This is a genomic window from Bradyrhizobium sp. IC4060, from assembly GCF_020193715.1.
In the GTDB taxonomy this organism is placed as follows: Bacteria; Pseudomonadota; Alphaproteobacteria; order Rhizobiales; family Xanthobacteraceae; genus Bradyrhizobium; species Bradyrhizobium yuanmingense.
Genome location: NZ_JADYVJ010000001.1, coordinates 583,347 through 604,510 on the forward strand (window position 1 = coordinate 583,347; position 21,164 = coordinate 604,510).

Consider the following 21,164-nt stretch of genomic DNA (forward strand, 5'->3'; position numbering starts at 1 on the left):
CCGGCTCGCATCGTCACACTTACTTCTTCACGAGCGGACAGACGCTCTCGGACAGTGGCCGGAACGCCTGATCCGCGGCCGTCGTGCCGATCAGCTTGTAATAGTCCCAGGGCCCCTTGGATTCCTCGGGCTTCTTGACCTCGAACAGATAGGCCGGATGCAGCTTGCGACCGTCCGCACGGATCGTTCCCTTGCCGAACAACGCATCGTCGGTCGGCATCTCCTTCATCTTGGCGACCACCTTGGCCCCATCATGCGGATTGCCGCCCATCGCCTCCAGCGCCTTGAAGTAGTGCAGCAGGCCCGAATAGACGCCGGCCTGCACCATCGAGGGCATCGCCTTGTTCTTCATCCGCTCGGAGAAGCGTTTGGAGAAGGCGCGCGTGCCGTCGTTCATGTCCCAATAGAAGGTCTCGGTGAAGTTCAAGCCCTGCGCCACCTTCAGACCGAGCGAGTGCACGTCGGTGATGAAGAGCAGCAGACCCGCAAGCTTCTGGCCGCCCGAGACGATGCCGAACTCGGACGCCTGCTTGATGGTGTTGGTGGTGTCGCCGCCGGCATTCGCCATGCCGATGATCTTGGCTTTGGAGGCCTGCGCCTGAAGCAGGAAGGACGAGAAGTCAGCGGTATTCAGGGGATGCTTGACGTTGCCGATCACCTTGCCGCCCGACTTCACCACCACCGCGGCGGTGTCGCGCTCGAGGGCATGGCCAAACGCGTAGTCCGCGGTGAGAAAATACCAGGTGTCGCCGCCCGCCTTCACCAGCGCCTGCCCGGTACTGTTGGCCAGCATATAGGTATCATAGACCCAGTGGACCGTATTCGGCGAGCATTGCGCGTTGGTGAGATCCGACGTCGCCGCACCTGTGTTGATCAGGATGGAATTCTTCTCTTTGACGATATTGTTCACCGCCAGCGCAACGCCGGAGTTCAGGACATCCATGAAGATGTCGACCTTCTCGACGTCGATCCATTGCCGAGCAATCGTGGAGCCGATGTCGGGCTTGTTCTGATGGTCGGCGGAGATCAGGTCGAGCTTCCAGCCCTTAGCAGCGAGCCCGGAATCCTCGATCGCCATCTGTGCGGCGACGGTCGAGCCGGCGCCACCGAGATCGGCATAAAGTCCTGAATTGTCGGTCAGCACGCCGATTTTGATGTTCTTGTCCTGCGCGACCGCGCCGCCTGCCGCGCCGAGCGCCAGGGCCGTCCCGAGCAACATTGCCGAAATGCTGTGCTTCATAATCCGACCTCCCAATATTCCTTTGATAGTTACTCTCGATCGTCCGGCCTGCTCGGCTACACACCGAGATAGGTGTGGAGCTTGTCCATGTTGGCGGCAAGCTCCGAATTGGAAAACCCGTCAATGATCTTGCCGTGCTCGACTACGTAATAGCGGTCGGCGACGGTGGAAGCGAAGCGGAAGTTCTGCTCGACCAGGAGGATCGTGAAGCCCTCCTTCTTGAGCCGCGCAATGGTATGGCCGATCTGCTGGATGATGACGGGTGCAAGACCCTCGGTCGGCTCGTCCAGCATCAGAAAGCTCGCGCCGGTGCGTAGGATGCGCGCGATCGCCAGCATCTGCTGCTCGCCGCCCGACAGCTTGGTGCCCTGGCTGTTCAGCCGCTCCTTCAGGTTCGGGAACAGCTCGAAGATCTGGTCGAGCGGCAAACCGCCTTCGCGGACAACCGGCGGCAGCATCAAATTCTCGCGGACGTCGAGGCTGGAGAATATGCCCCGCTCTTCCGGACAGAAGGCGACGCCCATGCGCGCGATCTTGTCGGAGGTCGCGCGGATGATCTCCTGGTTGTTGAACTTCACCGAGCCGGTGCGCTTGCCGATGATGCCCATGATCGACTTCAGCGTCGTCGTCTTGCCGGCGCCGTTGCGCCCGAGCAGGGTGACGACCTCGCCCGCGTTCACGTCGAAGTTGATCCCGTGCAGGATGTGAGACTCGCCGTACCAGGCTTCCAAGTTGCGGACTTGCAAGATGTTCCCGCCAGTCGCAGCCCTGGCCGGAGCCTCGGCGATCGCTGTATCAGGCATGACCGGCTCCCAGGTAAGCTTCCTTGACGCGCTCGTCCTTGGTGAGCTCGGAGTAGTGGCCTTGCGCGAGCACCTGCCCGCGCGTCAGCACGGTGATGATATCGGAGAGGTTGGCCACGACGCTTAAGTTATGCTCGACCATCAGGATGGTGTATTTCGCGGAGATGCGCTTGATCAGCGCCGCGATCTTGTCGATGTCCTCGTGGCCCATGCCGGCCATCGGCTCGTCGAGCAGCATCATCTCCGGGTCGAGCGCCAGCGTGGTCGCAATCTCAAGTGCACGCTTGCGCCCATAGGGCATCTCGACCGCCGGCGTGTTGGCAAACTCGTTGAGGCCGACATCGTTCAACAGCTCGCGCGCGCGGTCGTTGAAGCGGTTGAGCACCGACTTGGAGCGCCAGAAATCGAACGAAGAGCCATGCTGGCGCTGCAGCGCGACACGGACGTTCTCGAGCGCGGTGAGATGGGGAAACACCGCCGAAATCTGGAACGAACGGACCAGCCCCATGCGGGCCACATCCGCCGGCGCCATCGCGGTGATGTCCTGCCCTTTGTACAGGATTTTCCCGGCCGACGGCTTGAGGAACTTGGTCAGAAGATTGAAGCAGGTCGTCTTGCCGGCCCCGTTCGGGCCGATCAACGCATGAATGCTCCCACGGCGAACCTTGAGCGCAACGTCGCGGACGGCGAAGAAGCCCGCGAACTCCTTGGTCAAGCCTTCCGTTTCGAGAATGAACTCATCGGCCAAACAGTTTTCCCCCTGCCCGCGCGCGGCGCGTGGCTGTCCTTGTTGCTTCGGCTGTCCGGAGGACTTGCAGCCCACCGGGGCGCCGCCTCCGGGCGCGGAATATGCCGGAGGTGACGGGGGTTAGGCAAGGCGGAAAGCTGAGCAGGTCAGGCCTCCGGCCGGGGTACAAATGCTCCCTTAGTCGCAGAGGTCGATGTCGTGCCTGCCCGGCCTTTCCGGTTCGCAAGGCACCGGCCATCAAGCCGTCGTTAACGGTCTTTCGTCTCCCGCGCCAGCCTTCATCGAAAATTTTCCCGCAAGCCCGATCATCCCAGGGTTTTCACGCGCGGAGAATATTGTCTTGGATTTTGCAAGCGCCGCTCCCTCCGTCGTCAAGTCGATCCGCCAGCGTGATCTCCTCAACACGTGGCTGCGACTTTATGCGCGCCAGCAGATCGCTCCCGCGATCTGGGAGTATCAGCCCGCGCGGCTCGAGGAGGAGCTGTCGGATCTCATCTATTATACGGTGGAGCTTTCGACGCCGACGCCGCGTCTGGTCATCCAGAGCGAAGGCACGCGCATCTCGCGCGCCTATGGGCATACCGGCAAGGGCGTTTCGCTCGATGATTACGTCGGGCCGCGGCTCGCACCATACGTGATGCCGATCTATCATGAATGCGTCGCGCGCGGCCTTCCGATCTACAGCGTTGCCGACGTCGACGACGCCTATGGCCGAATCGTCGCGTATGAGCGGCTGCTGCTGCCGTTCCTGACCGACGGCAGGGTCAGCTACGTCATCGCGTCAGTAAAGACCTTCTGCGAGGACGGCGGCTTCGAGATCAAGAATCTGATGCGCGGAAATGACGCGCTGCCGCGCCCGAAGCTGCGGGCCGTGATCGATCGCGAGCTGTTTCATCGCGCCCCCGGCCGCATCGCACCCGCCGATCCGGTCGAGTTCTCGGACCAGCCGGGCCGCGCCATCTCCAACGAGATCATTGAGCTGAACTAGCCGTCAGCGCGCCTTGCCGCCGACCTCCTTGGCATAGATATCCGGCTTGAAGCCGACCAACAGCTTGCCGCCGATTTCGAGCACCGGCCGCTTGATCATCGATGGTTGCGCTAGCATCAAGGCCAGCGCCTTCTTCTCGGTGAGGCCTTCCTTGTCGGAGTCGGGCAGCTTCTTGAAGGTCGTCCCGGCGCGATTGAGCAGGGTCTCCCAACCGACCTTGTCGCTCCACTGCTTCAGCCTATCCTTCTCGACACCCGCCGCCTTGTAGTCGTGAAACGCGTAAGCCACGCCATGGCCATCGAGCCAGGCGCGGGCCTTCTTCATGGTGTCGCAGTTCTTGATGCCGTAGATGATGGTGGGCAAGACGGTCCTCGCGCATGGCGTAGCGGTGATGTGCGTGGCGTTGTACGAAACTCCGCGTCGCGCGACAATGTCGCGAGACGCGTCACCCCACCGAACGGACATCCCATGCACGTCACCCACGATCCCGCAGCGGCGGCCGCACCGACCATCGACTTCGACACATTCCTCGCGGTCGACGTCCGTGTCGGCACCATCGTCGACGCCAAACCGTTTCCGGAAGCGCGCAAGCCGGCCTGGCGGCTGTGGATCGATTTCGGCCCCGCCATCGGCGTGCGCAAGAGCTCGGCCCAGATCACCGAAAACCACCCGCTCGAAACCCTCGTGGGCCAACAGGTCGCGGCCGTCGTCAATTTTCCGCCGCGCCAGATCGGCCCGGTCGTCTCCGAGGTGCTGACGCTCGGCTTCCCCGATGCCGACGGCAAGGTGGTGCTGGTGCAGCCGAGCAAGCCGGTGCCGAACGGCGGACGGCTGTTCTAGCCTCAGGGCCTTGTCAGGGCCTTGCCGGAATGTTCAATCCGCGCTGCACCGCGGGACGCGCGAGGCCGCGTTCGAGCCAGGCGCCGACCGCCTTGAACTGGGCGAATTCGACGAGATCGCCGGCGCCATAAAAGCCGATGAGATTGCGCACCCAGCCGAGCATGGAGATGTCGGCAATGGTGTAGTCGTCATCCATGAACCATTGCCGGCCGGCCAGATGCGTATCCATCACGCCGAGCAGGCGCTTGGCTTCGGCGACGTAGCGGTCACGAGGCCGCTTGTCCTCGTAATCCTTGCCGGCGAATTTGTGGAAGAAGCCGACCTGACCGAACATCGGCCCGACGCTGCCCATCTGGAAGTGCAGCCACTGCAGCGTCTGATAACGCCGCGCGGCATCCTGCGGCAGCAGCTTGCCGGTCTTCTCCGCGAGATATTGCAGGATCGCCCCGGACTCGAACAGCGCCAATGGTTTCCTGTCGCGGGGACCGTTGGGATCGAGGATCGCCGGAATCTTACCGTTGGGATTGAGCGAGAGGAATTCGGGCGTCTTCTGGTTGTCCTTGCCGAAGTCGACCAGATGCGCTTCGTAAGGAAGCTCGATCTCCTCCAGCATGATCGAAACCTTGACGCCGTTCGGCGTCGGCAGCGAATAGAGCTGAAGTAATTCCGGATGCTTGGGTGGCCAGCGCCTGGTGATCGGAAAGACTGACAGACGGTCCCAGTTGGGGACAGGAATGGAGGACATATCGGACATCGGGACTCTGGGTGCATGGACTGAGGCGTGCTCAATCTAGGCAAGGTACCGCACCGCGCAAGTCACTTCCGGCTGTGCTAGGGCGGCAGTGTCGCCATCGCCACGAACGGGGGCATTGCTTCATACTGCAGCCGAGACTCGATGAACCGTTGACCCGTGATCAGCAGCAGGGCCGTAAAGGCAACCGCGAGCATCGCGGTCGCCAATTGGCACACGTCGTACATTGTATTGTATATCCCTCGACAGCCTCTGGCGTAGAACGTCGGCTCAGGCGCCACGTTCCAGGCGACGACAAAATATTGCTATTTTTTCCCGATCTCGCTGCGACGGCATCGCTCTGTTCCGGCGGCTCTCAAAGGGACCAATGGCCCCCTCGCGCGTTGTCGCTTAATGAACATCGAGAAACGCGCCCTGCTCGACCACGCCGAACGCTGTCGCCGCGTCGCGAACGATCTCACGCACAGCAAAGCGGCGCAGCGGTTGCGGGCGATGGCCGAGGAGTACGAAGCGAGAGCAACAAGACTGGACGACGAAGACGTCCGCTCGACTCCAAGCCGCAATAGTCGCTGCCGGCTGGAAGGTAAAGGCGAGCGGCAGGGCTGATCGCCTTCAGAAGTTGATCTCCATCCGTAGTCCGCGCGGATCGATCCTGCCGTCACCAACGGATTGCGTGCTGTCGCGCGCTGCGACAGCGCAGGCACAGGCGTCGATGAGATCGTCGCGACCGATCCCGGTGCCGTGGCGAAGCGTGAGCCATCTCTTGACCTCAGTGAAGCCGCGGCCCCTCAAAAGCGCGATACGCTGCTCGCGGCCCCGCGGCGAGGTCTTCGGTTCGAGCCGCACGCGTCCTGCCAGATTCCAGAAGATCAATTCCGGATGCGCTTCGCCGATCGTCGCCTGCCGCGCCGGCGTCATGGCCTCGTCGACCTCCCTCATCTTGTCCCTGATATTCCAGAGCTGCGCCGACACGCCCCTGCCCTCGCCTTCGTGCTTCCAGTAATGGCGATTGGCCGCCGCCATGTCGTGGAACGCCCAGAGGTCGCGGCGCGCGCCGAGAAACACGGCTGGGCCGATCAGTTCGCGTGCGCGCAAATCGCAGGCGCGGTAGCCGCTCGCGTTCAGTCCGATCGGCATGTCGATCATCGCGCGAGCGTGCGGGATTGCGAGCAGACGCATCAGGCTTGGCGAATAATCGAAGCCTTGATCGCCGCGCTCGTCGATCCACGCTGCGACCCAGCCGAAGCGAAATCCGTCGAGCCCCAGATAGTTTTTGCAAGTCATGCGTCCGTCAATTTCAGTTTCCGCGCGCGTCTCGCTTGACATCCGCAAGTTGCGGGCGTATGTCCCGCGCCCTCGCAAGCACTTCCGTTTGCGACAGACACCATGAACCGAGCGATGTCGTACCGCTACGAAAGAACTGTCCGCATACCGAATAGCCCAAAGCTGTTCGATTGCGCATGCCCGACTCATGGGAGCGATCTTGCCTGACCGCAAGATCGACAGTCCGCTTCTCACGGACCCTCCCGAGCCTGCCGCTCCGGAGGGTTTTTTGTTGCCCGCCGCGCGGCCCCACCGAACATCCCGGCAATGGCCGGAACGAGAGACCCGGATCTCGGGGCTCGCGCTGGAGAGGCGCGTGCCCAAGTGCGCGGGGCCTGCCGGAGGGAACGAGGCGATGAGCCGGACACCGATGGCAGAGCGAACCCAGTGGGTTCGCAATGTGCGGCGCGTCGACAGCGCCGCGATCGAATTTTTGTAACTCGGTTTGCCGTGAGGGATCGCGGCTCAACCGACGCTGGTGGTGAAGATGTCGGATACTTCTCCACACGGCACAGCGGGTATGCCTCCCGCCTTTGACACACGCACCGGGATGCGGCCTCGGAAAAGGCTTGCACGCGGCCCGGCGCAGGATCTGTCCGTTCGGGACAGAGACTGTGTTGTTGTCACTGAAAGCCGATATCGCCCGTTCCCCAGCGTACCCATCAATGGCCGATGCGAAAGCACTGGCCTGGCGGTGGTGAAGATGTCTGTTACTTCGTGGTAAAGGCGGGAAAGCGCCGAGCAGGTTCGAACCCTGCGCGCCGAAAGGCGGATCGCCCGCAAGGGCAGCAACAGCATCGATCGTTCCCCGCCAACCCCATCACGATCCGTGGTGAAGATTTCTGTTACTTCGCCTGCAACGCGAGAGGTCGCGGGTTCGAATCCCGCCCGGTGTCCCATGCACCGGTAGCTCAGAGGATAGAGCGCTTTCCGGCGAGCTTCGGCTCGTCGGGTACAGCAATCGCCCGTTCCCGGATCGTGTCCCCTAGCCACCGCCGGTGGTGAGGAGCGCTGTTACTTCGGATCGCAATGTCGAAGGTTCGACTCCTTCCGGACGAAAGTCCGTAGCTCAGCGGTAGAGCATGTGACTTGCCCGCAAGGGCAGTACAGCCTCGCCTGTTCCCCGGCACCGTTTCCATCCCCATCAACCCAAGAGGAGGCCATCATGGTCAGGCTCAACAAGATCGTTCGCGCCTTCACGCGGGAGGGCGCACGCGCAATTCGCTTCACGCCCGAGATGGAGCTGAAGCGCGCGCTGATGAACTGCCTCCTGTGGGAGGACCAGTTCTACGAGGACGGCGTTGCGATCGCCGACCGCATCAAGGCCCTCGTACCCAAGGTCGCGCCGGAGCGCGTTGCGCAGCTTGCGATCGAGGCGCGCGAGGTGATGAAGCTGCGGCACGCACCGCTCCTCGTCATCCGCGAGATGGCGCGGAACGAGAGGCACCGCACCCTCGTTGCCGACACGCTCGCCCAGGTGATCCAGCGTCCCGACGAGATGACGGAGCTGCTCGCGATCTACTGGGCGGATGCGCTGGGGCCGATGCAGCAGCGCAAGCGCCAGCCGGTCTCGGCACAGGTGAAGAAGGGTCTTGCCCGCGCGCTGACCAAGTTCGACGCCTATCAGCTCGCCAAGTGGGACCGCGACGGCGCGGTGCGGATCAGGGACGTTCTGTTCCTGGTGCACGCCAAGCCGAAAGACGCCGATCAGGCGAAGGTGTGGAAGCAGCTCGTCGATGGCGAGCTCGCCTCCCCCGACACCTGGGAGGTTTCGCTCTCGGCCGGCAAGAACAAGCGCGAGACCTTCGAGCGGCTGATCGCCGAGCGAAAGCTCGGCGGCCTGGCGCTACTGCGCAATCTGCGCCTGATGCAGAACGCGCAGGTCCCGCGCGAGAGCATCGCAGGCGCGATCGAGGCGATGCGGACGGATCGTATCCTGCCCTATCGCTTCATCACGGCGGCGCGCTATGCGCCGGACTTCGAGCCCGAGCTCGAGGCTGCGATGCTCAAGTCGATCAAGGACCATGTGCGGCTTCCGGGCCGCACCCGGCTCCTGATCGACGTGTCCGGCTCGATGTTCGCAACGCTCTCCGCGCAGTCGGAAATGACGCGCGCGGAGGCGGCGTGTGGCCTTGCCATTCTCGCCCGCGAGATCTGCGACGAGGTCGAGATCTTCACCTTCTCCAACGAGGTCGTGAAGGTCCCTCCCCGCCGCGGTTTCGCGCTGCGGGATGCGATCATCAACTCGCAGCCGCATGGCGGAACCTATCTCGGCAAGGCGGTGACGGAGATCGACCGCAAGGGCGATCGCCTCATCGTCTTCACCGACGAGCAGAGTCACGACCAGGTGCCCGAGCCCAAGGCGCGCGGCACCATGGTCAACGTGGCCTCGTATCAGCACGGTGTCGGTCACGGCGCCTGGACCCGCGTCAACGGCTTCTCCGAAGCCGTGGTCGCGTGGATCGCGGCGTCGGAGACGGCGTTGAACTGATGCGCAACGACAATGGCCCCGGACGCGAGATGCGCCCGGGGCCAGCGAAATCTCTGAAATGATCCGCCCGTCCCGTTATGGTGCGCGCGGAATGACAAGGATCTACGACCATGCGACGACCCGATCCCTACATGGAACGCGCCCGCGAGCTCTGCCTCGCCGCCGGTGTCGATCCCGACTCGCGCGTCGGCGAAGGACGCGGCCAGCCGGCCTGGTGCCTGTACAAGGACGCCGCGCGCAAGGAGCATCTTGCCCGCGAGGCCAATGCGACCGCGAGCTCGATTGCCGCGTTCCGGACGCAGGACGCCCGTTTCCAGAATGCGCCGCTGAAGGTGTTCGGCCCGCATGAGGAGGCGACGATCGCGCAGATGCGCAATTGCATGGCCATCGGCAATGTCGTCTCCGGCGTGATCTGCGCCGACGGCCATCTGGGCTATGCGCAGCCGGTCGGCGGGGTGATCGCCTATGAGAAGCAGATCAGCATCTCCGGCGTCGGCTTCGACATTGGCTGCGGCAACATGGCGGCTCGGCTCGACACGCGCTTCGACGACATCGCGGGGATCGCTCCCACGATCATCCGCGACGTCGCCAAGGTGATCTCGTTCGGCGTCGGCCGTGCCAACGCGGAACGGGCCGAGCACGACCTGTTCGACGACGGCGAGGCCTGGCGCGAAAGCGACATGGAGGACTACCGTCAGAAGGCCGTGAAGCAGCTCGGCACGGTCGGATCGGGCAACCACTATGTTGACCTCATGCGCGACGAGGAAGGCTTCGTCTGGATCGGCGTCCACTTCGGAAGCCGCGGCCTCGGGCATACCTCCGCGACGCGCTACCTCAAGGCCGCCGGCGGCAAGGACGGCATGAACGTCCCGCCCGCCGTAGTCGACGAGGACAGCGAGCTCGGCCGCCGCTACATCGCGGCGATGCAGCTCGCCGGGCGCTATGCCTATGCAGGCCGCGAGTGGGTCGTCGAGCGCGTCCGCCAGATCATCGGCGGCAGCGTCACCGAGAGCGTGCACAACCACCACAACTATGCCTGGCGTGAGACCCACGACGGCAAGGATTTGTGGGTGGTGCGCAAGGGCGCGACGCCGGCGTTTCCCGGCCAGAAGGGGTTCGTCGGCGGCTCGATGGGCGACGACGCCGTCATCCTCGAAGGCGTCGACAGCCCGGAAGCCAAGGCCTCGCTCTACTCGACCGTGCACGGCGCCGGCCGCCTGTTCGGACGACGTGAGGCGAAGCGGCGCTTCTCGCGCGAGGAGATGGACCGTTGGCTGAACGAGCGCGGCGTCACCTTGATCGGTGCCGACCTCGACGAGAGCCCGATGGCCTATCGCCGCCTGCCGGACGTGCTGGCCCAGCACGCCGGCACCGTGCGCGTGCTGCACACGCTACGGCCGTTCGCCGTCGCCATGGCCGGCGAAGGCGAGTTCGATCCGTGGAAGGACTAAAGCGAAGCCGTGGGCGGGAGGCGACGTCTCCCGCCCACGTCACTCCATTTTCTTTCTTTGAATCCGGTCGCCTCTCATCTCGTCAGATATTCGCGCATTAACGCGCGGGCGCGATGCAGCCGCGCCTTCACGGTCTGCCTGCTCGCGCCGAGCGCGGCGGCAATCTCTTCGATCGTCATCTCCTTGACGTCGCGCATCAGCGCGACATCGCGATAGTGCGGCGGCAGCGCCTCGAACGCCGCGGCGACGTCGAGCCGCAGATCGGCCTCAGGGCGCAACAGCAGTGCGGCCCCCGCCTCGGCGCCATCGACCGCCGGCACAACGCCGGCCCGGCGCGCGAGCCGCAGGCATTCGCGCCGGACCACGCTGAACAGCCAGGCCGACAACGCCAGCAGCGAACGGATCGTGCCGACGTGGCGGAACAGGATCCACAGCGCCTCCTGCGTCGCATCCTCGGCGTCCGCCGAGCTGCGGCAGGTCGCCCGCGCATAGCGACGGATGTCCGGCTGCGTCGTCTCGAGCAGACGCGCAATCGCCTCGGCATCGCCGAGCCGCGCGGCCTCGAACAGGTTTGGCGAGATCGCCGCCGCGCTCACGACACCCCTCCCTTGCCGATGCCCGCTATCGCGCACATCGGACAATAACCGACGAGACCGGTCAGCGCGAAGCCGGCGCCACCGAGCGCGACCAGCCATGCTGTCGCGCCGGCAAGATAAACGAACGCCGCAGCCGCCACCGCAATCCCCAGGACGACCCGCACCACCTGATGCAGTCCGCCGATGTTCTTCCTATAGAATCCCATCACATCCTCCGATATGGGCCGAGACCGATTGCCTCGACCAACAAGAGGACGCGACGGCCAAGAAGGATTCGCGCTGACGGAAGATTTTTTTGCGATCAGGCTCCGACCGCCTGATAGGCCAGGCGCTTGAACTCGAAGAAGAACGGATTCCAGAAGCCCATATAGCGCTGGGCCATCAGCACGCCCGCCGTATTGGCTTCCGGACAGATCCACCAATGGGTCCCGGCCAGGCCGCCCCATTGGAATTCACCGGTCGAGTTCGGCGGATCGAACGGTGTCGGCGCGAAGGTGACGGCGCCGCCGAGGCCAAAGCCCTTGCCGGGAATCGAGCCGAGATTGGCAAAGCGGATGGTCTGGCCTGCGGGCAGCTGGTTCGTCATCATCTGCCGCAGCGTTTCCGGCTTCAGCAACGCATCGGACCCGGGCAGCAGCGCACACACCAGCGCGAGCATGTCTGGCAAGGTCGAGACCAGACCGCCGCCGCCCGAGAGCCGCGGCAGCGGCCGCCGATAGGCTTGCGGGTAAGGCAGATGGTCGGCCCGCGTGAGGCCGGGCTTCATGGGGTCGAGCACGTCGGCGCCGTTGTAGAGCGCGACCAGCCTGCCCTGCTGTGTCTCGGGGACATAAAAGCCGGTGTCGGTCATGCCGAGGGAATCGAAGATGCGCGCCTTCAGGAAGGCGTCGAGCGGCTGGCCCGAGACGACCTCGACCACACGGCCGAGCACGTCGGTCGCCACGGAATATTCCCAGGCCGTGCCAGGGTGATAGGACAGCGGCAGGTCGGCGAGCCTGTCGATCATGTCGCTGAGCGGCGTTAGCGGATTGAGCACGCGCGCCTCGTTGTAAGCCTTGAACAGCACCGTGCCGGGATCGAAGATACCGTAGCTGAGACCGGAGGTGTGGGTCAGGAGCTGGCGGATCGTGATCGGACTCTTCGCCGGCTCGACATCGGCAAGGCTCGAAGCGCCCTGCTTCAGCACCTTGCGATTGCCGAGCTGCGGCAGGAATTTTTCGACTGCGTCATCGAGCCCGATGCGGCCTTGCTCGACCAGCAGCATGATCGCGCAGGTGACGAAGATCTTGGTGTTGGAGAACGCCCGGAAGATATGATCGGGCCGCAGCGCAGTGTTGGCCGCTCGGTCGGCAAAGCCCACGCATTGCTGATCGACCACCTCGCGGCCGCGCAGCACGGCCCAGGATACGCCAGGAATGATCTCCTGATCGACGTAGCGCTGCATCGCCGTCCGTACGGCGGAAAAATCAGTCGTTCTGGCGTCCATGTGCTCCCCCCCGATTTGTGGTTGGAATCGATATAGCGCGATTTCTCAGGATATGAAGCCCACGGTGCAGCTCATCCCTGCTTCATCAGCACGGTGACCTGCAGCCGGCGCCGAATCCGCATGCCCTGCCGCTGGTACAGCGCGATGGCAGACGTATTGCTCGCGAACACGTGCAGGAACGGAATTTCGCCGCGCGCCTCGATCTGGCGCGCGATGGCGGCGAGCAACGCCTGTGCGTAGCCGCGACCGCGATGATCGGGATGCACGCAGACCGCCGTCATCTCAGTGAAATTGCCGGGCTTCATCCGCTCGCCGGCCATGGCGACCAGCTCGCCGCGAGCGCGGATGCCGAGAAAGGTGCCGAGCTCATGCGTCCGCGCCGCGAACGGCCCGGGCTTGGTCAGCTCGGTCAGCGCCATCATGGCGGAAACGTCAGTCGCGCCGAGGCGGACGATCTCGGCATCGCGCAGCGAAGTGTCGGCGGGCGAGCCGATCAACTGCTCGCCGGGCTCCGCGAGCAGCACCTTGAAGCCGGCGGGAATTTCGACGGACTCGGGCGTGAACAGCACCGCGACTTGCGAGCCCGACATGAGATCGCCGAGCGCCGCAAAACTTGCCGCGGACATGTCCGCCATATCGGCAAACGGCGTCATGTCCACGGGATAGCGCAGAGCCCGCGGGCCGCCCTCGGCTAGATGCTTCTGGCTCGTCGTCAACGCGCTCCAGATCGGGCGATCCAGCAGCGCCTCATCGCTCGCGGACATCGGCCTAATCCTTGTCGAAGCTGACGATGACGGCGGCATTGGCGATCAGGATGGGATCGTTGGCCACTTCCGTGGCCGAGGGGATCTCCAGCCCGCCCTTGACCGCGGTGACGGTCACGGTGCCGTAAGGCAGCTCCTTGGCGACGGCTTCCTTGTCGACGGCTTCTGGATTCGGCACGCCGATCGTGACGTCCACGAACATGTCGTTCGCGGTCTTGCCGATCATCCGGAAGAAGCCGAGGCTGGAATGCCTGATGGCATCGGAGACGGCGCGCTTGGCCGCCTTGGTAGCGTCCCTGCCGTGGACGTCGACGCCCATGCCCATCTCGGTGACACAACGAACGCGAGGCATGCTTTATTCCTGTGGCTGGTTGGGTAGTGGAGAGTTTCGACGATCGGCACGCCCAACACAAGTGTGGTTGTCATGTTGAACCGAGACGTGCGCCACAGGCTCCGTCATTGCGAGCGCAGCGAAGCAATCCAGAATCTTTCCGCGGTGACAGTCTGGATTGCTTCGTCGCAAGGGCTCCTCGCAATGACGAACGGTGAGAGCGTCGCACAAAATTCACGCCTTCGCCTTCTCGTGCGCCCGCAACTCGTCGACCAGCACCCGCACGTTCTCCGAATAATCGATCGGGACCACGACCAGATGCACGCCGCCTTCCCTGAAGGCGGCATCGAGCGTCGTGCCGAAGCTGTCGATGCTTTCGATGCGATAACCCTTGGCGCCATAAGCCTTGGCGTATAGTGCAAAATCCGGATTGCCAAACGTCATGCCGTAATCGGCAAAGCGGTCGACGGCCTGCTTCCAGCGGATCATGCCGTAGGCCTTGTCCTCCAGCACCAGCACGACCAGGTTGAGCTTGAGGCGGACCGCCGTCTCTATCTCCTGGCTGTTCATCATGAAGCCGCCGTCGCCGGCAACCGCAAGCACGCGGCGGTCGGGATAGAGCATCGCGGCCATCATCGCCGACGGCAGGCCGGCGCCCATGGTCGCCAGCGCATTGTCGAGCAGCAGCGTGTTGGCGACGCGGGTGCGGTAGTTGCGCGCAAACCAGATCTTGTACATGCCGTTGTCGAGGGCGACGATGCCGTTCTCCGGAATCACCTGGCGGATGTCGTGCACGATGCGCTGCGGCGTGGGCGGCCAGCGCGCTTCGGTGGCGCGGTCGGCGATGTGCTTCAGTATCTCTTCGCGCAGCGGCAGCAGCGCCCCGGCCTGCGGCAGCTTGCCTTCGAGGCGATCCGCCAGCAGCTCCAGGCTCGGGCCGACGTCCCCTACGACCTCGGCATCGGGGAAATAGACCTGCTCGACGCTCGCCGGCGTGTAGCTGACGTGAATGACCTTCGGGCCCGAGGGCCCCATGATGAAGGGCGGTTTCTCGATCGGGTCGTGACCGATCGCAACGATCAGGTCGGCAGCGTCAATGGCATCATGCACATAGTCGCGCTCGGATAAGGCGGCAGTGCCCATGTAGAGATTGGTGCCGCCGGGCACGGTGCCCTTGCCCATCTGCGTCGTGAAGAACGGAATGCCGGTCCGCCGCACGAAGCTTGCGATGCCGTGTGTCGACCGCGGCCGGCTGGTCGCAGCGCCCATCATCACCAGCGGGCGCTTGGCGGCCATGATCATCTCGGCGGCGCGGTCGAGCGCGGCGCGATGGGCGACCGGGATTTCGATCGGATGGACCGGGATCACGGGGACCGCAGGCACCTCGTCCCCGGCAACGTCCTCGGGCAGTTCGAGATGCACCGGCCCGGGCCGCTCCTCCATCGCGACGCGAAAGGCGTCGCGCACCACGGTCGGGATGCTGGAGGCGCTGACGATCTGCCGCGACAGTTTCGTGAGCGGCTTCATGGTCGCCACCACGTCCACGATCTGAAAGCGGGCCTGCCGGCTGCTCATGATCGGCTTTTGACCGGTGATCAGGATCATCGGCATGGCACCGAGATGCGCATAGGCGGCGCCCGTCGACAGGTTGAGAGCACCCGGGCCGAGCGTCGACAGACAAACGCCGGGCTTGCCGGTCAGCCGCCCGTGGGTGGCGGCCATGAAGGCCGCGGCCTGCTCGTGGCGGGTCAGGATCAGCTCGATCCTCGAAGCACGCAGCGATTCGACCAGATCGAGATTCTCTTCGCCGGGGATGCCGAAGATGCGGTCAACACCCTCATTCTCCAACGCCGCGACAAACAGGTCCGATCCCTTCGCTTTGCGTTCCATCCCGCCCAATGCCGCCTCCGCTCGTTGTGAATTCAGACTCCCCGAGCGGCCGCATGGTAACGGCTCGCGACACGGGAACAACTCACAAAGAGGCGCGCAACTGCAACTCGATCAGCTCTCGCTCGATTGACAAGCCGCGATATCTGACTAAAGTCAGATATCATGCTCGATCCCGTCTCCCGCGTTCGCCGCTTCAACCGCGCCGTCACCTCTGCGGTCGGAGCGCTCGATACGTCGTTTCTCGGGCGCGGCCGGCCGCTCGGGGCGGCGCGCGTGCTCAATGCGATCGGGCACGGGCGATCGGACGTGGCGGAGATCCGCGACTATCTCGGTCTCGATTCCGGGCTGATGAGCCGGCTGCTCCGCAGCCTCGAGGACGAGGGGCTGATCGAGACCGCCGCACGCGAGGACGATGCGCGGCGGCGCATGGCAACGCTCACACGGGCGGGCCGGCGCGAGTTCGCAGCCTACGAGGCGCTGTCCAACGCGCAGGCCGAAGGCCTCCTCGCGCAACATTCGCAACGCGAGGCGTTGCTGGCGGCGATGGACCTGATCGCCTCCGCGCTGACGCGCGAGCGCGTCGCGCTGGAGGAGACGGATCCGCGCTGCGAGCAAGCGCGCTACTGCCTCGGCGAGTACTATGCCGAGCTCGGCCGCCGCTTCAGCCAGGGCTTTGAGGTCTCGCTGTCACGCGACCCCGACGCCAAGGACATGCGCCGGCCGCGCGGCACATTCCTCGTTGCGATGTCGGACACGCTGCCGATCGGCTGCGTCGGCTTGAAGGGCACCGATCACGGCTACGCCGAGATCAAGCGGCTGTGGGTCGCGCCCGCCGCGCGCGGGCTGCGGCTCGGCCGCCGCCTGATGGATGCGGCCGAGAGCGCCGCGCGCGAGCTCGGCATCGCGCTGCTGCGGCTCGACACCAACAGCGCACTGCCCGAAGCCGGTCAGCTCTATCGCAGCACGGGCTGGCGCGAGATCCCGCGGTTCAACGACGATCCCTATCCGGACCTCTTCTTCGAAAAGCGCCTCTGACGCTGGACCGGTTCGCGGTCCTCGCGCGTTGGTCGAGGCCGTGGGAGCTTCGATAATGATGAGAGACGACCTCGCCGACATCTACCGCGCCTACATCGCTTGCCTGAATCGGCGGGATTGGCCGGCACTCGGACAATTCGTGCATGAGGAGGCCACCCACAACGCGCGGCCCCTTGGGCTTGCGGGCTATCGCGCGATGCTGGAACGGGATGTTCGGGAGATCCCCGATCTGCAGTTCCATATCGAGATGCTGATCTCCGATCCTCGCCGCATCGCCGCCCGATTGAAGTTTGACTGCACACCGGTCGGGACATTCCTCGGTCTTGCGGTCAACGGGCGGCGCGTGTCCTTCTGCGAAAACGTCTTCTACGAATTTCTCGACGGCAAGATCCGGCAGGTCTGGTCGGTGATCGACAAGGCCGCGATCGAGGCGCAGCTCTGACGCCACGCCTCGATCTCGAATTCACGCCGCCGCGGGCGCCACCTCGCCTTGCGGCTTTGCGAAGGGGCGGAACGTCATCGCCATCAGGAAGGCCCCTAAGCCCATCGCCCAGGAGGCGATGTAGAGCCAGGCATAGCTGGAGAAGGCATCGTAGATCAGGCCGCCGGCGAGCGGGCCGGTCGCCATGCCGAGGCTGCCTGCCATCGCCGTGCCGCCGATCACCGTGCCCATCATCTTGAGCGGGAAGTTCTCGCGGATCAGAACGGCATAGAGTGGCATAGTGCCGGCATAGATGAAGCCGAAGATCGCGCCGACCGCATAGAACGTCGTCAGCTGTTGCGCGAAGACATAGGCGAGCGCGCCGAAGGCCTGCAGCAGCAGGCCCGAGACCAGCACGCGCTTGGCGCCGAAGCGGTCGCCCATCAGGCCGAAGGCGATGCGCCCGCCGAGGCCGGCAAATCCCTCGATGCTGTAGATCGTCACCGCTGCGACCAGCGGGATGCCGCAACTCACGGCATAGCTGACGGTGTGGATGATCGGGCCGGAATGCGTCGCGCAGCAGAAGAAGTTGGTGGCGAGGAGGATCAGGAATTGCGGCGAGCGCAACGCCTCGCCCATCGACATCTCGTTTTGTCCGGCGGCTCCGCCGGCGGGCGCGCTTGGGCCTTGCGCGAGCGCCGGCGGACGGCGCACCAGGAACGAGACCGGGATCATGATGGCGCCAACCACGAGCGCGATGATCTGCATCGAAGTGCGCCAGTCGTGGCCGGAGACGAGCCAGGCCGCCAGCGGCGACATCGTCATCGGCGCCATGCCCATGCCGGCCGAGACCAGCGACACCGCAAGGCCGCGATTGGTGTCGAACCAGCCGGTGACGGTCGCCATCATCGGCGCGAAGATCGCAGCGCAGGCCGCGCCGACCAGGAGGCCGAACACGATCTGGAACACGAGAAGCGAGGTGGCGTGGCTCGCCGCGAACAGGCTGAGCGTCAGCACGGTCGATCCGGTCAGCACCACCGGCAGCGGCCCGAACCGGTCGGACAGTGTGCCCCAGGCCATGCTGGTGAAGGCCATCGCCAGAAAGCCGATCGTCATCGCGCTGGAGATGCCGGTCACCGACCAGCCGGTGTCCTTGGTGATCGGCTGCAGGAACACCGGCAGCGAAAACATGCCGCCGATCGCGACGCAGCCAAGCACGCCGCCGGCGGCGACGATCACCCAGCGATAGTTGGACGAAGTCATTTCAGTCTCCCGTCAGGTCTGTCTCGCGTGAAAGACGAATGGGAACTGCGCCCGCCGACAGGCCGACGTCATTTTTGCCGCACGCTTTCGTGAGCGGCCAGCAAAACTCGCAAAACAACCCCATGCACAGTAGCCGGCGCTAGCGGGATCAATGACTTACCTACCAGGAACGACAGCTCAGCGGCTCCCTGTCCTCGCGCGACATCATCACAGATCGGTTTGACACGTCGGGCAAAACAGCCGCAGAATGACAGCATCCCACACATATTGATCTGGTCCGCGATGTTCATCGTGATGATGCTTCGCGCCGCCGGTCTGTTGGTGGATTGCAGGGAGTCCCACATGCCAAAGATCGACGTCGCCACCGTGCCGGCTCGCAAGGGCTCCGGCTATCCGGCGCCTTTCAATGCGCCTTGCGCCGAGCGCATTCGCAAGCGGCTCGGCGATGCCGGAGGCTTGTCGGATTTCGGCGTCAACCTGATGCGCCTGCCGCCGGGCACCTGGTCGAGCCAGCGGCACTGGCATTCGCACGAGGACGAGTTCGTCTACATTCTCGAAGGCGAAGTGACGCTGATCGAGGATGGCGGCGAAACCGTGCTGCACGCCGGCGATTGCGCCGCCTTCCCCAAGGCCAGCGGCAACGGCCATCACATGATCAACAGGTCGAGCGTGACGGCGGTCTATCTCGAGATCGGCTCACGCTCGCCAGCCGACCTCATCACCTGCTCCGACATCGACATGATGAGCCCGGCATCGGACGGCCGCTTCCTGCACAAGGACGGCAAGCCCTATCCGTAAGTGACATTGCGGCTCACAGGGCCGCACTACGGCGCCAGTCGTCGACCGTGAGCCAGACGGCCGAGACCAGGAAGTAGATCGCGCCGACGGCGGCATAGCCCGCGACATTCGCAATCGACGGCACCGCAGGCGTCGCGGCCTGGAAGATGAAGAAGCCGCCCGCCAGGGCCGACTGGCCACCGCTGAGCACCATGGCCCATTGCGCGCCGAGACGCTTCCAGCGCCGCACGGCCGTGCCGAGCTGGAGCAGTCCGGACAGGATCGCCCAGGCTCCGAAGATTCCGAGCACCCAGTTCATGCTGACCTGCAAGGCCAGGATGACCGCAATGGTGGTGGCGAGGCTGACCAGCACGTTCAGGCCCTGCGTGCGGTTCTGGTTCAAGCCACCGCTCCAGAGCGCGTCGAGATAATTGGCGGCAGCGTCCCAGGCCGGATAGGCAACGAGCAACGTCGCTGCGATCACTGCCGATGACGGCGCGATCGCGAAGGCCGCAATGACCCAAGCGACGGAAAACGCGGCACGCATGAAGTAGTACCGTTTCAGCCATTCCGCCTGGTCGGCGCCCAATGCCATCTCGCTGGTTCTCATTTTCTGCTCCTTACCTACTAGTTGGTAGTTTACGTACGACGCCGAAGCACCGCCCTGCCCTGCCTGTGCCGATCTCGTCAGTGCCTGGTGGAAAGCCGCTCCAGCAGCGGCCGGGTGATTGTCCCGAAGATTTTTGGATCGCCATAGGCCCGCGCCGACAGCATCGCGCCGTGAACGGTTGCCATGAATCCCTCCGCCTCGGCCCGCGCGGTGCCGGAGAGATGGAGCCGGCCTTGCCGCTTGCCGCGCTCCATCACCGAAGCCAGCCACGACGACACGGAGCGGAAATGCGCGCGGACTTCGAGCGCCACTTCCTCGGGCAGAATCGGAAGCTCACTGGCAAGGAGCGCGCAGACGCAGAAGGGAGCCGTCGCATCCTTGATGCACGCCTCCCAATAGGCGATGTAGCTTTTGAGCTGCTCGGCGGGGTCGGCGACATTGCGCTCGAGCGCCGACAGCCCTGCCTGGGCCTCCTCGCGATAGCGCGACACCAGGGTGCGGACCAGATCGACCTTGCTGGCAAAGTGGTGGTGGATGCTCGGCTTGCGGATGCCAACGACATCGGCGATGTCGGCGTAACTGAAGCCGTTGTAGCCGCCAGCGATGATCAGCGTGCGGGCGCAGGCAAGAATGTCGTCGGCGGTCGAGGAAGCGGTGCTCATGCGCTTAGCTACCTTCCAGTAGGTAGGCGGTCAAGCGAGGATGCTTCAATGATCCGTGAGTGAGTGGTAGGAGCCCTGCATGACCATCCGCCCGATCGTGCGCTATCCCGACCGCCGGCTTGCGCTGCCGGCCCGCCCCGTCACCGCGTTCGACGATTCCTTGCGCGAGCTCGCGCAGGATCTGCTCGACACAATGCGCGCCGCGCCCGGCATCGGCATCACCGCGCCGCATATCGGCGTGCCCTTGCGCGTCGTGGTGCTGGAGCTCGACGCGAAGGACGGCCCGCAGACCTACGTCAATCCGGAGATCACATGGGTCTCGCCGGAGATGATCATGCACCGCGAAGGCAGCGTCTCGATGCCGGGGATCAACGACGAGGTGCAGCGACACGCGCGGGTGCGGATCAGCTATCGGGATCTCGACGGCAACATGCACACCGAGGAGTCCGAAGCCCTGCGAGCTGTCTGCCATCAGCACGAGATCGACCAGCTCGACGGCATGTTCTGGATTCAGCGGCTGTCGCGGCTGAAGCGGGAGCGGCTGGTGAAGAAGTTCGAGAAGATGTCGCGGAATTCGTAGGGTGGATTAGCGCAGCGTAATCCACCTGAGTACGACAAAATGAGAGAGATGGTGGATTACGCCGCCCGCTGCGCTTCGCGGCGGCCTGCTAATCCACCCTACGCTACTGCCTGT

The 21,164-nt window shown here is 64.4% G+C and carries 25 protein-coding genes and 1 tRNA gene; 10 read left to right on the top strand and 16 right to left on the bottom strand.

The annotated features are described in order from the left end of the window. Nucleotides 1–19 precede the first annotated feature (19 nt). The 3 genes from I6F16_RS02875 to I6F16_RS02885 are packed head-to-tail and all read right to left on the bottom strand — an operon-like array spanning nucleotide 20 to nucleotide 2,791. On the bottom strand, nucleotides 20–1,240 hold the full coding sequence (locus tag I6F16_RS02875) for an ABC transporter substrate-binding protein (protein ID WP_225112241.1): 1,221 nt from the start codon (nucleotides 1,238–1,240) through the stop codon (nucleotides 20–22). 56 nt (nucleotides 1,241–1,296) lie between these two features. After that, nucleotides 1,297–2,043, bottom strand: a complete 747-nt coding sequence (locus I6F16_RS02880; RefSeq protein ID WP_036022650.1) for an ABC transporter ATP-binding protein — start codon at nucleotides 2,041–2,043, stop codon at nucleotides 1,297–1,299. Beyond that, complete coding sequence (locus I6F16_RS02885) at nucleotides 2,036–2,791, bottom strand: ABC transporter ATP-binding protein (RefSeq protein ID WP_018317619.1); 756 nt, start codon at nucleotides 2,789–2,791, stop codon at nucleotides 2,036–2,038. Before I6F16_RS02885 ends, I6F16_RS02880 begins: the two co-directional genes overlap by 8 nt. A 340-nt stretch (nucleotides 2,792–3,131) precedes the next feature. Here I6F16_RS02885 and I6F16_RS02890 point away from each other — a divergent pair, with 340 nt between their 5' ends. Continuing rightward, a complete protein-coding gene (locus tag I6F16_RS02890; RefSeq protein WP_225112240.1) occupies nucleotides 3,132–3,779 on the top strand; it encodes a hypothetical protein in 648 nt (215 codons plus the stop codon). A 3-nt stretch (nucleotides 3,780–3,782) separates the two neighbouring features. On the opposite strand, the gene I6F16_RS02895 is transcribed toward I6F16_RS02890, so the two are convergent. After that, complete coding sequence (locus tag I6F16_RS02895) at nucleotides 3,783–4,142, bottom strand: ArsC family reductase (protein WP_036000881.1); 360 nt, start codon at nucleotides 4,140–4,142, stop codon at nucleotides 3,783–3,785. 105 nt (nucleotides 4,143–4,247) lie between these two features. On the opposite strand from I6F16_RS02895, the gene I6F16_RS02900 reads away from it, so the two are divergent. Next, nucleotides 4,248–4,619 carry a tRNA-binding protein gene (locus I6F16_RS02900; protein ID WP_157284543.1) on the top strand — a complete coding sequence of 124 codons (372 nt, stop codon included), beginning with the start codon at nucleotides 4,248–4,250 and terminating at the stop codon, nucleotides 4,617–4,619. 13 nt (nucleotides 4,620–4,632) lie between these two features. Here I6F16_RS02900 and I6F16_RS02905 read toward each other — a convergent pair whose 3' ends face one another. Continuing rightward, nucleotides 4,633–5,364 carry a glutathione S-transferase N-terminal domain-containing protein gene (locus I6F16_RS02905; RefSeq protein WP_225112280.1) on the bottom strand — a complete coding sequence of 244 codons (732 nt, stop codon included), beginning with the start codon at nucleotides 5,362–5,364 and terminating at the stop codon, nucleotides 4,633–4,635. A gap of 86 nt (nucleotides 5,365–5,450) precedes the next feature. Further along, nucleotides 5,451–5,597, bottom strand: coding sequence for a hypothetical protein (locus tag I6F16_RS02910; RefSeq protein WP_192893234.1), 147 nt, complete (start codon nucleotides 5,595–5,597; stop codon nucleotides 5,451–5,453). A gap of 166 nt (nucleotides 5,598–5,763) precedes the next feature. Between I6F16_RS02910 and I6F16_RS02915 the strand changes: the two genes are divergently transcribed. Beyond that, nucleotides 5,764–5,976 (top strand): hypothetical protein, encoded by a 213-nt coding sequence (locus I6F16_RS02915; protein WP_128262035.1) that lies wholly within the window; start codon nucleotides 5,764–5,766, stop codon nucleotides 5,974–5,976. Nucleotides 5,977–5,982: 6 nt separating this feature from the next. Here I6F16_RS02915 and I6F16_RS02920 read toward each other — a convergent pair whose 3' ends face one another. Continuing rightward, nucleotides 5,983–6,654, bottom strand: coding sequence for a DUF429 domain-containing protein (locus I6F16_RS02920; protein ID WP_225112239.1), 672 nt, complete (start codon nucleotides 6,652–6,654; stop codon nucleotides 5,983–5,985). A gap of 942 nt (nucleotides 6,655–7,596) precedes the next feature. On the opposite strand from I6F16_RS02920, the gene I6F16_RS02925 reads away from it, so the two are divergent. From I6F16_RS02925 to I6F16_RS02935, 3 genes are all read left to right on the top strand, one after another. Beyond that, a tRNA-Arg gene (locus I6F16_RS02925) sits at nucleotides 7,597–7,752 on the top strand. A gap of 106 nt (nucleotides 7,753–7,858) precedes the next feature. After that, nucleotides 7,859–9,184, top strand: coding sequence for a TROVE domain-containing protein (locus I6F16_RS02930; RefSeq protein WP_036022630.1), 1,326 nt, complete (start codon nucleotides 7,859–7,861; stop codon nucleotides 9,182–9,184). Nucleotides 9,185–9,294: 110 nt separating this feature from the next. Beyond that, a complete protein-coding gene (locus I6F16_RS02935; RefSeq protein WP_036022627.1) occupies nucleotides 9,295–10,635 on the top strand; it encodes an RtcB family protein in 1,341 nt (446 codons plus the stop codon). A 74-nt stretch (nucleotides 10,636–10,709) separates the two neighbouring features. On the opposite strand, the gene I6F16_RS02940 is transcribed toward I6F16_RS02935, so the two are convergent. From I6F16_RS02940 to I6F16_RS02965, 6 genes are all read right to left on the bottom strand, one after another. Continuing rightward, the gene (locus I6F16_RS02940) at nucleotides 10,710–11,231 is read right to left on the bottom strand and encodes a sigma-70 family RNA polymerase sigma factor (RefSeq protein ID WP_036022625.1); all 522 of its coding nucleotides are present in this window, start codon (nucleotides 11,229–11,231) and stop codon (nucleotides 10,710–10,712) included. Next, entirely contained in the window at nucleotides 11,228–11,437 is a 210-nt protein-coding gene (locus I6F16_RS02945) for a DUF2892 domain-containing protein (protein ID WP_036022623.1), read from the bottom strand. The genes I6F16_RS02940 and I6F16_RS02945 overlap by 4 nt, the downstream gene beginning before the upstream one ends. A gap of 95 nt (nucleotides 11,438–11,532) precedes the next feature. Then, the gene (locus I6F16_RS02950; protein ID WP_225112237.1) at nucleotides 11,533–12,717 is read right to left on the bottom strand and encodes a serine hydrolase domain-containing protein; all 1,185 of its coding nucleotides are present in this window, start codon (nucleotides 12,715–12,717) and stop codon (nucleotides 11,533–11,535) included. Nucleotides 12,718–12,788: 71 nt separating this feature from the next. Next, on the bottom strand, nucleotides 12,789–13,481 hold the full coding sequence (locus I6F16_RS02955; protein WP_036022604.1) for a GNAT family N-acetyltransferase: 693 nt from the start codon (nucleotides 13,479–13,481) through the stop codon (nucleotides 12,789–12,791). A 4-nt stretch (nucleotides 13,482–13,485) separates the two neighbouring features. Then, entirely contained in the window at nucleotides 13,486–13,833 is a 348-nt protein-coding gene (locus tag I6F16_RS02960) for a Lin0512 family protein (RefSeq protein ID WP_036000921.1), read from the bottom strand. A 213-nt stretch (nucleotides 13,834–14,046) separates the two neighbouring features. Next, nucleotides 14,047–15,702, bottom strand: a complete 1,656-nt coding sequence (locus I6F16_RS02965; RefSeq protein ID WP_225112236.1) for an acetolactate synthase large subunit — start codon at nucleotides 15,700–15,702, stop codon at nucleotides 14,047–14,049. 162 nt (nucleotides 15,703–15,864) lie between these two features. Here I6F16_RS02965 and I6F16_RS02970 point away from each other — a divergent pair, with 162 nt between their 5' ends. Together I6F16_RS02970 and I6F16_RS02975 are read left to right on the top strand one after the other, a co-directional pair. Beyond that, entirely contained in the window at nucleotides 15,865–16,737 is an 873-nt protein-coding gene (locus I6F16_RS02970; protein ID WP_225112235.1) for a bifunctional helix-turn-helix transcriptional regulator/GNAT family N-acetyltransferase, read from the top strand. Between the two features lie 55 nt (nucleotides 16,738–16,792). Beyond that, nucleotides 16,793–17,179, top strand: coding sequence for an ester cyclase (locus I6F16_RS02975; RefSeq protein ID WP_225173424.1), 387 nt, complete (start codon nucleotides 16,793–16,795; stop codon nucleotides 17,177–17,179). A 21-nt stretch (nucleotides 17,180–17,200) separates the two neighbouring features. Here the strand turns inward: I6F16_RS02975 and I6F16_RS02980 are convergent, their stop codons facing one another. Further along, on the bottom strand, nucleotides 17,201–18,421 hold the full coding sequence (locus I6F16_RS02980) for an MFS transporter (protein WP_225173425.1): 1,221 nt from the start codon (nucleotides 18,419–18,421) through the stop codon (nucleotides 17,201–17,203). A 342-nt stretch (nucleotides 18,422–18,763) separates the two neighbouring features. Here I6F16_RS02980 and I6F16_RS02985 point away from each other — a divergent pair, with 342 nt between their 5' ends. Then, on the top strand, nucleotides 18,764–19,219 hold the full coding sequence (locus tag I6F16_RS02985) for a cupin domain-containing protein (RefSeq protein WP_225173426.1): 456 nt from the start codon (nucleotides 18,764–18,766) through the stop codon (nucleotides 19,217–19,219). Nucleotides 19,220–19,232: 13 nt separating this feature from the next. Here I6F16_RS02985 and I6F16_RS02990 read toward each other — a convergent pair whose 3' ends face one another. Continuing rightward, a complete protein-coding gene (locus I6F16_RS02990) occupies nucleotides 19,233–19,808 on the bottom strand; it encodes a DUF308 domain-containing protein (protein WP_225173427.1) in 576 nt (191 codons plus the stop codon). Nucleotides 19,809–19,885: 77 nt separating this feature from the next. Next, a complete protein-coding gene (locus I6F16_RS02995; RefSeq protein WP_225173428.1) occupies nucleotides 19,886–20,470 on the bottom strand; it encodes a TetR/AcrR family transcriptional regulator in 585 nt (194 codons plus the stop codon). Between the two features lie 79 nt (nucleotides 20,471–20,549). On the opposite strand from I6F16_RS02995, the gene I6F16_RS03000 reads away from it, so the two are divergent. After that, nucleotides 20,550–21,050, top strand: coding sequence for a peptide deformylase (locus I6F16_RS03000; RefSeq protein ID WP_036034193.1), 501 nt, complete (start codon nucleotides 20,550–20,552; stop codon nucleotides 21,048–21,050). The last annotated feature ends 114 nt before the right edge of the window (nucleotides 21,051–21,164 follow it).

What these genes read in the sequence shown, in the direction of transcription:
- I6F16_RS02875 (WP_225112241.1), bottom strand. Translation starts at nt 1,240, where the DNA reads ATGAAGCACAGCATTTCGGCAATGTTGCTCGGGACGGCCCTGGCGCTC.
- I6F16_RS02880 (WP_036022650.1), bottom strand. Translation starts at nt 2,043, where the DNA reads ATGCCTGATACAGCGATCGCCGAGGCTCCGGCCAGGGCTGCGACTGGC.
- I6F16_RS02900 (WP_157284543.1), top strand. Translation starts at nt 4,248, where the DNA reads ATGCACGTCACCCACGATCCCGCAGCGGCGGCCGCACCGACCATCGAC.
- I6F16_RS02905 (WP_225112280.1), bottom strand. Translation starts at nt 5,364, where the DNA reads ATGTCCTCCATTCCTGTCCCCAACTGGGACCGTCTGTCAGTCTTTCCG.
- I6F16_RS02910 (WP_192893234.1), bottom strand. Translation starts at nt 5,597, where the DNA reads ATGTACGACGTGTGCCAATTGGCGACCGCGATGCTCGCGGTTGCCTTT.
- I6F16_RS02915 (WP_128262035.1), top strand. Translation starts at nt 5,764, where the DNA reads ATGAACATCGAGAAACGCGCCCTGCTCGACCACGCCGAACGCTGTCGC.
- I6F16_RS02920 (WP_225112239.1), bottom strand. Translation starts at nt 6,654, where the DNA reads ATGACTTGCAAAAACTATCTGGGGCTCGACGGATTTCGCTTCGGCTGG.
- I6F16_RS02930 (WP_036022630.1), top strand. Translation starts at nt 7,859, where the DNA reads ATGGTCAGGCTCAACAAGATCGTTCGCGCCTTCACGCGGGAGGGCGCA.
- I6F16_RS02935 (WP_036022627.1), top strand. Translation starts at nt 9,295, where the DNA reads ATGCGACGACCCGATCCCTACATGGAACGCGCCCGCGAGCTCTGCCTC.
- I6F16_RS02945 (WP_036022623.1), bottom strand. Translation starts at nt 11,437, where the DNA reads ATGGGATTCTATAGGAAGAACATCGGCGGACTGCATCAGGTGGTGCGG.
- I6F16_RS02950 (WP_225112237.1), bottom strand. Translation starts at nt 12,717, where the DNA reads ATGGACGCCAGAACGACTGATTTTTCCGCCGTACGGACGGCGATGCAG.
- I6F16_RS02955 (WP_036022604.1), bottom strand. Translation starts at nt 13,481, where the DNA reads ATGTCCGCGAGCGATGAGGCGCTGCTGGATCGCCCGATCTGGAGCGCG.
- I6F16_RS02960 (WP_036000921.1), bottom strand. Translation starts at nt 13,833, where the DNA reads ATGCCTCGCGTTCGTTGTGTCACCGAGATGGGCATGGGCGTCGACGTC.
- I6F16_RS02965 (WP_225112236.1), bottom strand. Translation starts at nt 15,702, where the DNA reads ATGGAACGCAAAGCGAAGGGATCGGACCTGTTTGTCGCGGCGTTGGAG.
- I6F16_RS02970 (WP_225112235.1), top strand. Translation starts at nt 15,865, where the DNA reads ATGCTCGATCCCGTCTCCCGCGTTCGCCGCTTCAACCGCGCCGTCACC.
- I6F16_RS02975 (WP_225173424.1), top strand. Translation starts at nt 16,793, where the DNA reads ATGATGAGAGACGACCTCGCCGACATCTACCGCGCCTACATCGCTTGC.
- I6F16_RS02980 (WP_225173425.1), bottom strand. Translation starts at nt 18,421, where the DNA reads ATGACTTCGTCCAACTATCGCTGGGTGATCGTCGCCGCCGGCGGCGTG.
- I6F16_RS02985 (WP_225173426.1), top strand. Translation starts at nt 18,764, where the DNA reads ATGCCAAAGATCGACGTCGCCACCGTGCCGGCTCGCAAGGGCTCCGGC.
- I6F16_RS02990 (WP_225173427.1), bottom strand. Translation starts at nt 19,808, where the DNA reads ATGAGAACCAGCGAGATGGCATTGGGCGCCGACCAGGCGGAATGGCTG.
- I6F16_RS02995 (WP_225173428.1), bottom strand. Translation starts at nt 20,470, where the DNA reads ATGAGCACCGCTTCCTCGACCGCCGACGACATTCTTGCCTGCGCCCGC.
- I6F16_RS03000 (WP_036034193.1), top strand. Translation starts at nt 20,550, where the DNA reads ATGACCATCCGCCCGATCGTGCGCTATCCCGACCGCCGGCTTGCGCTG.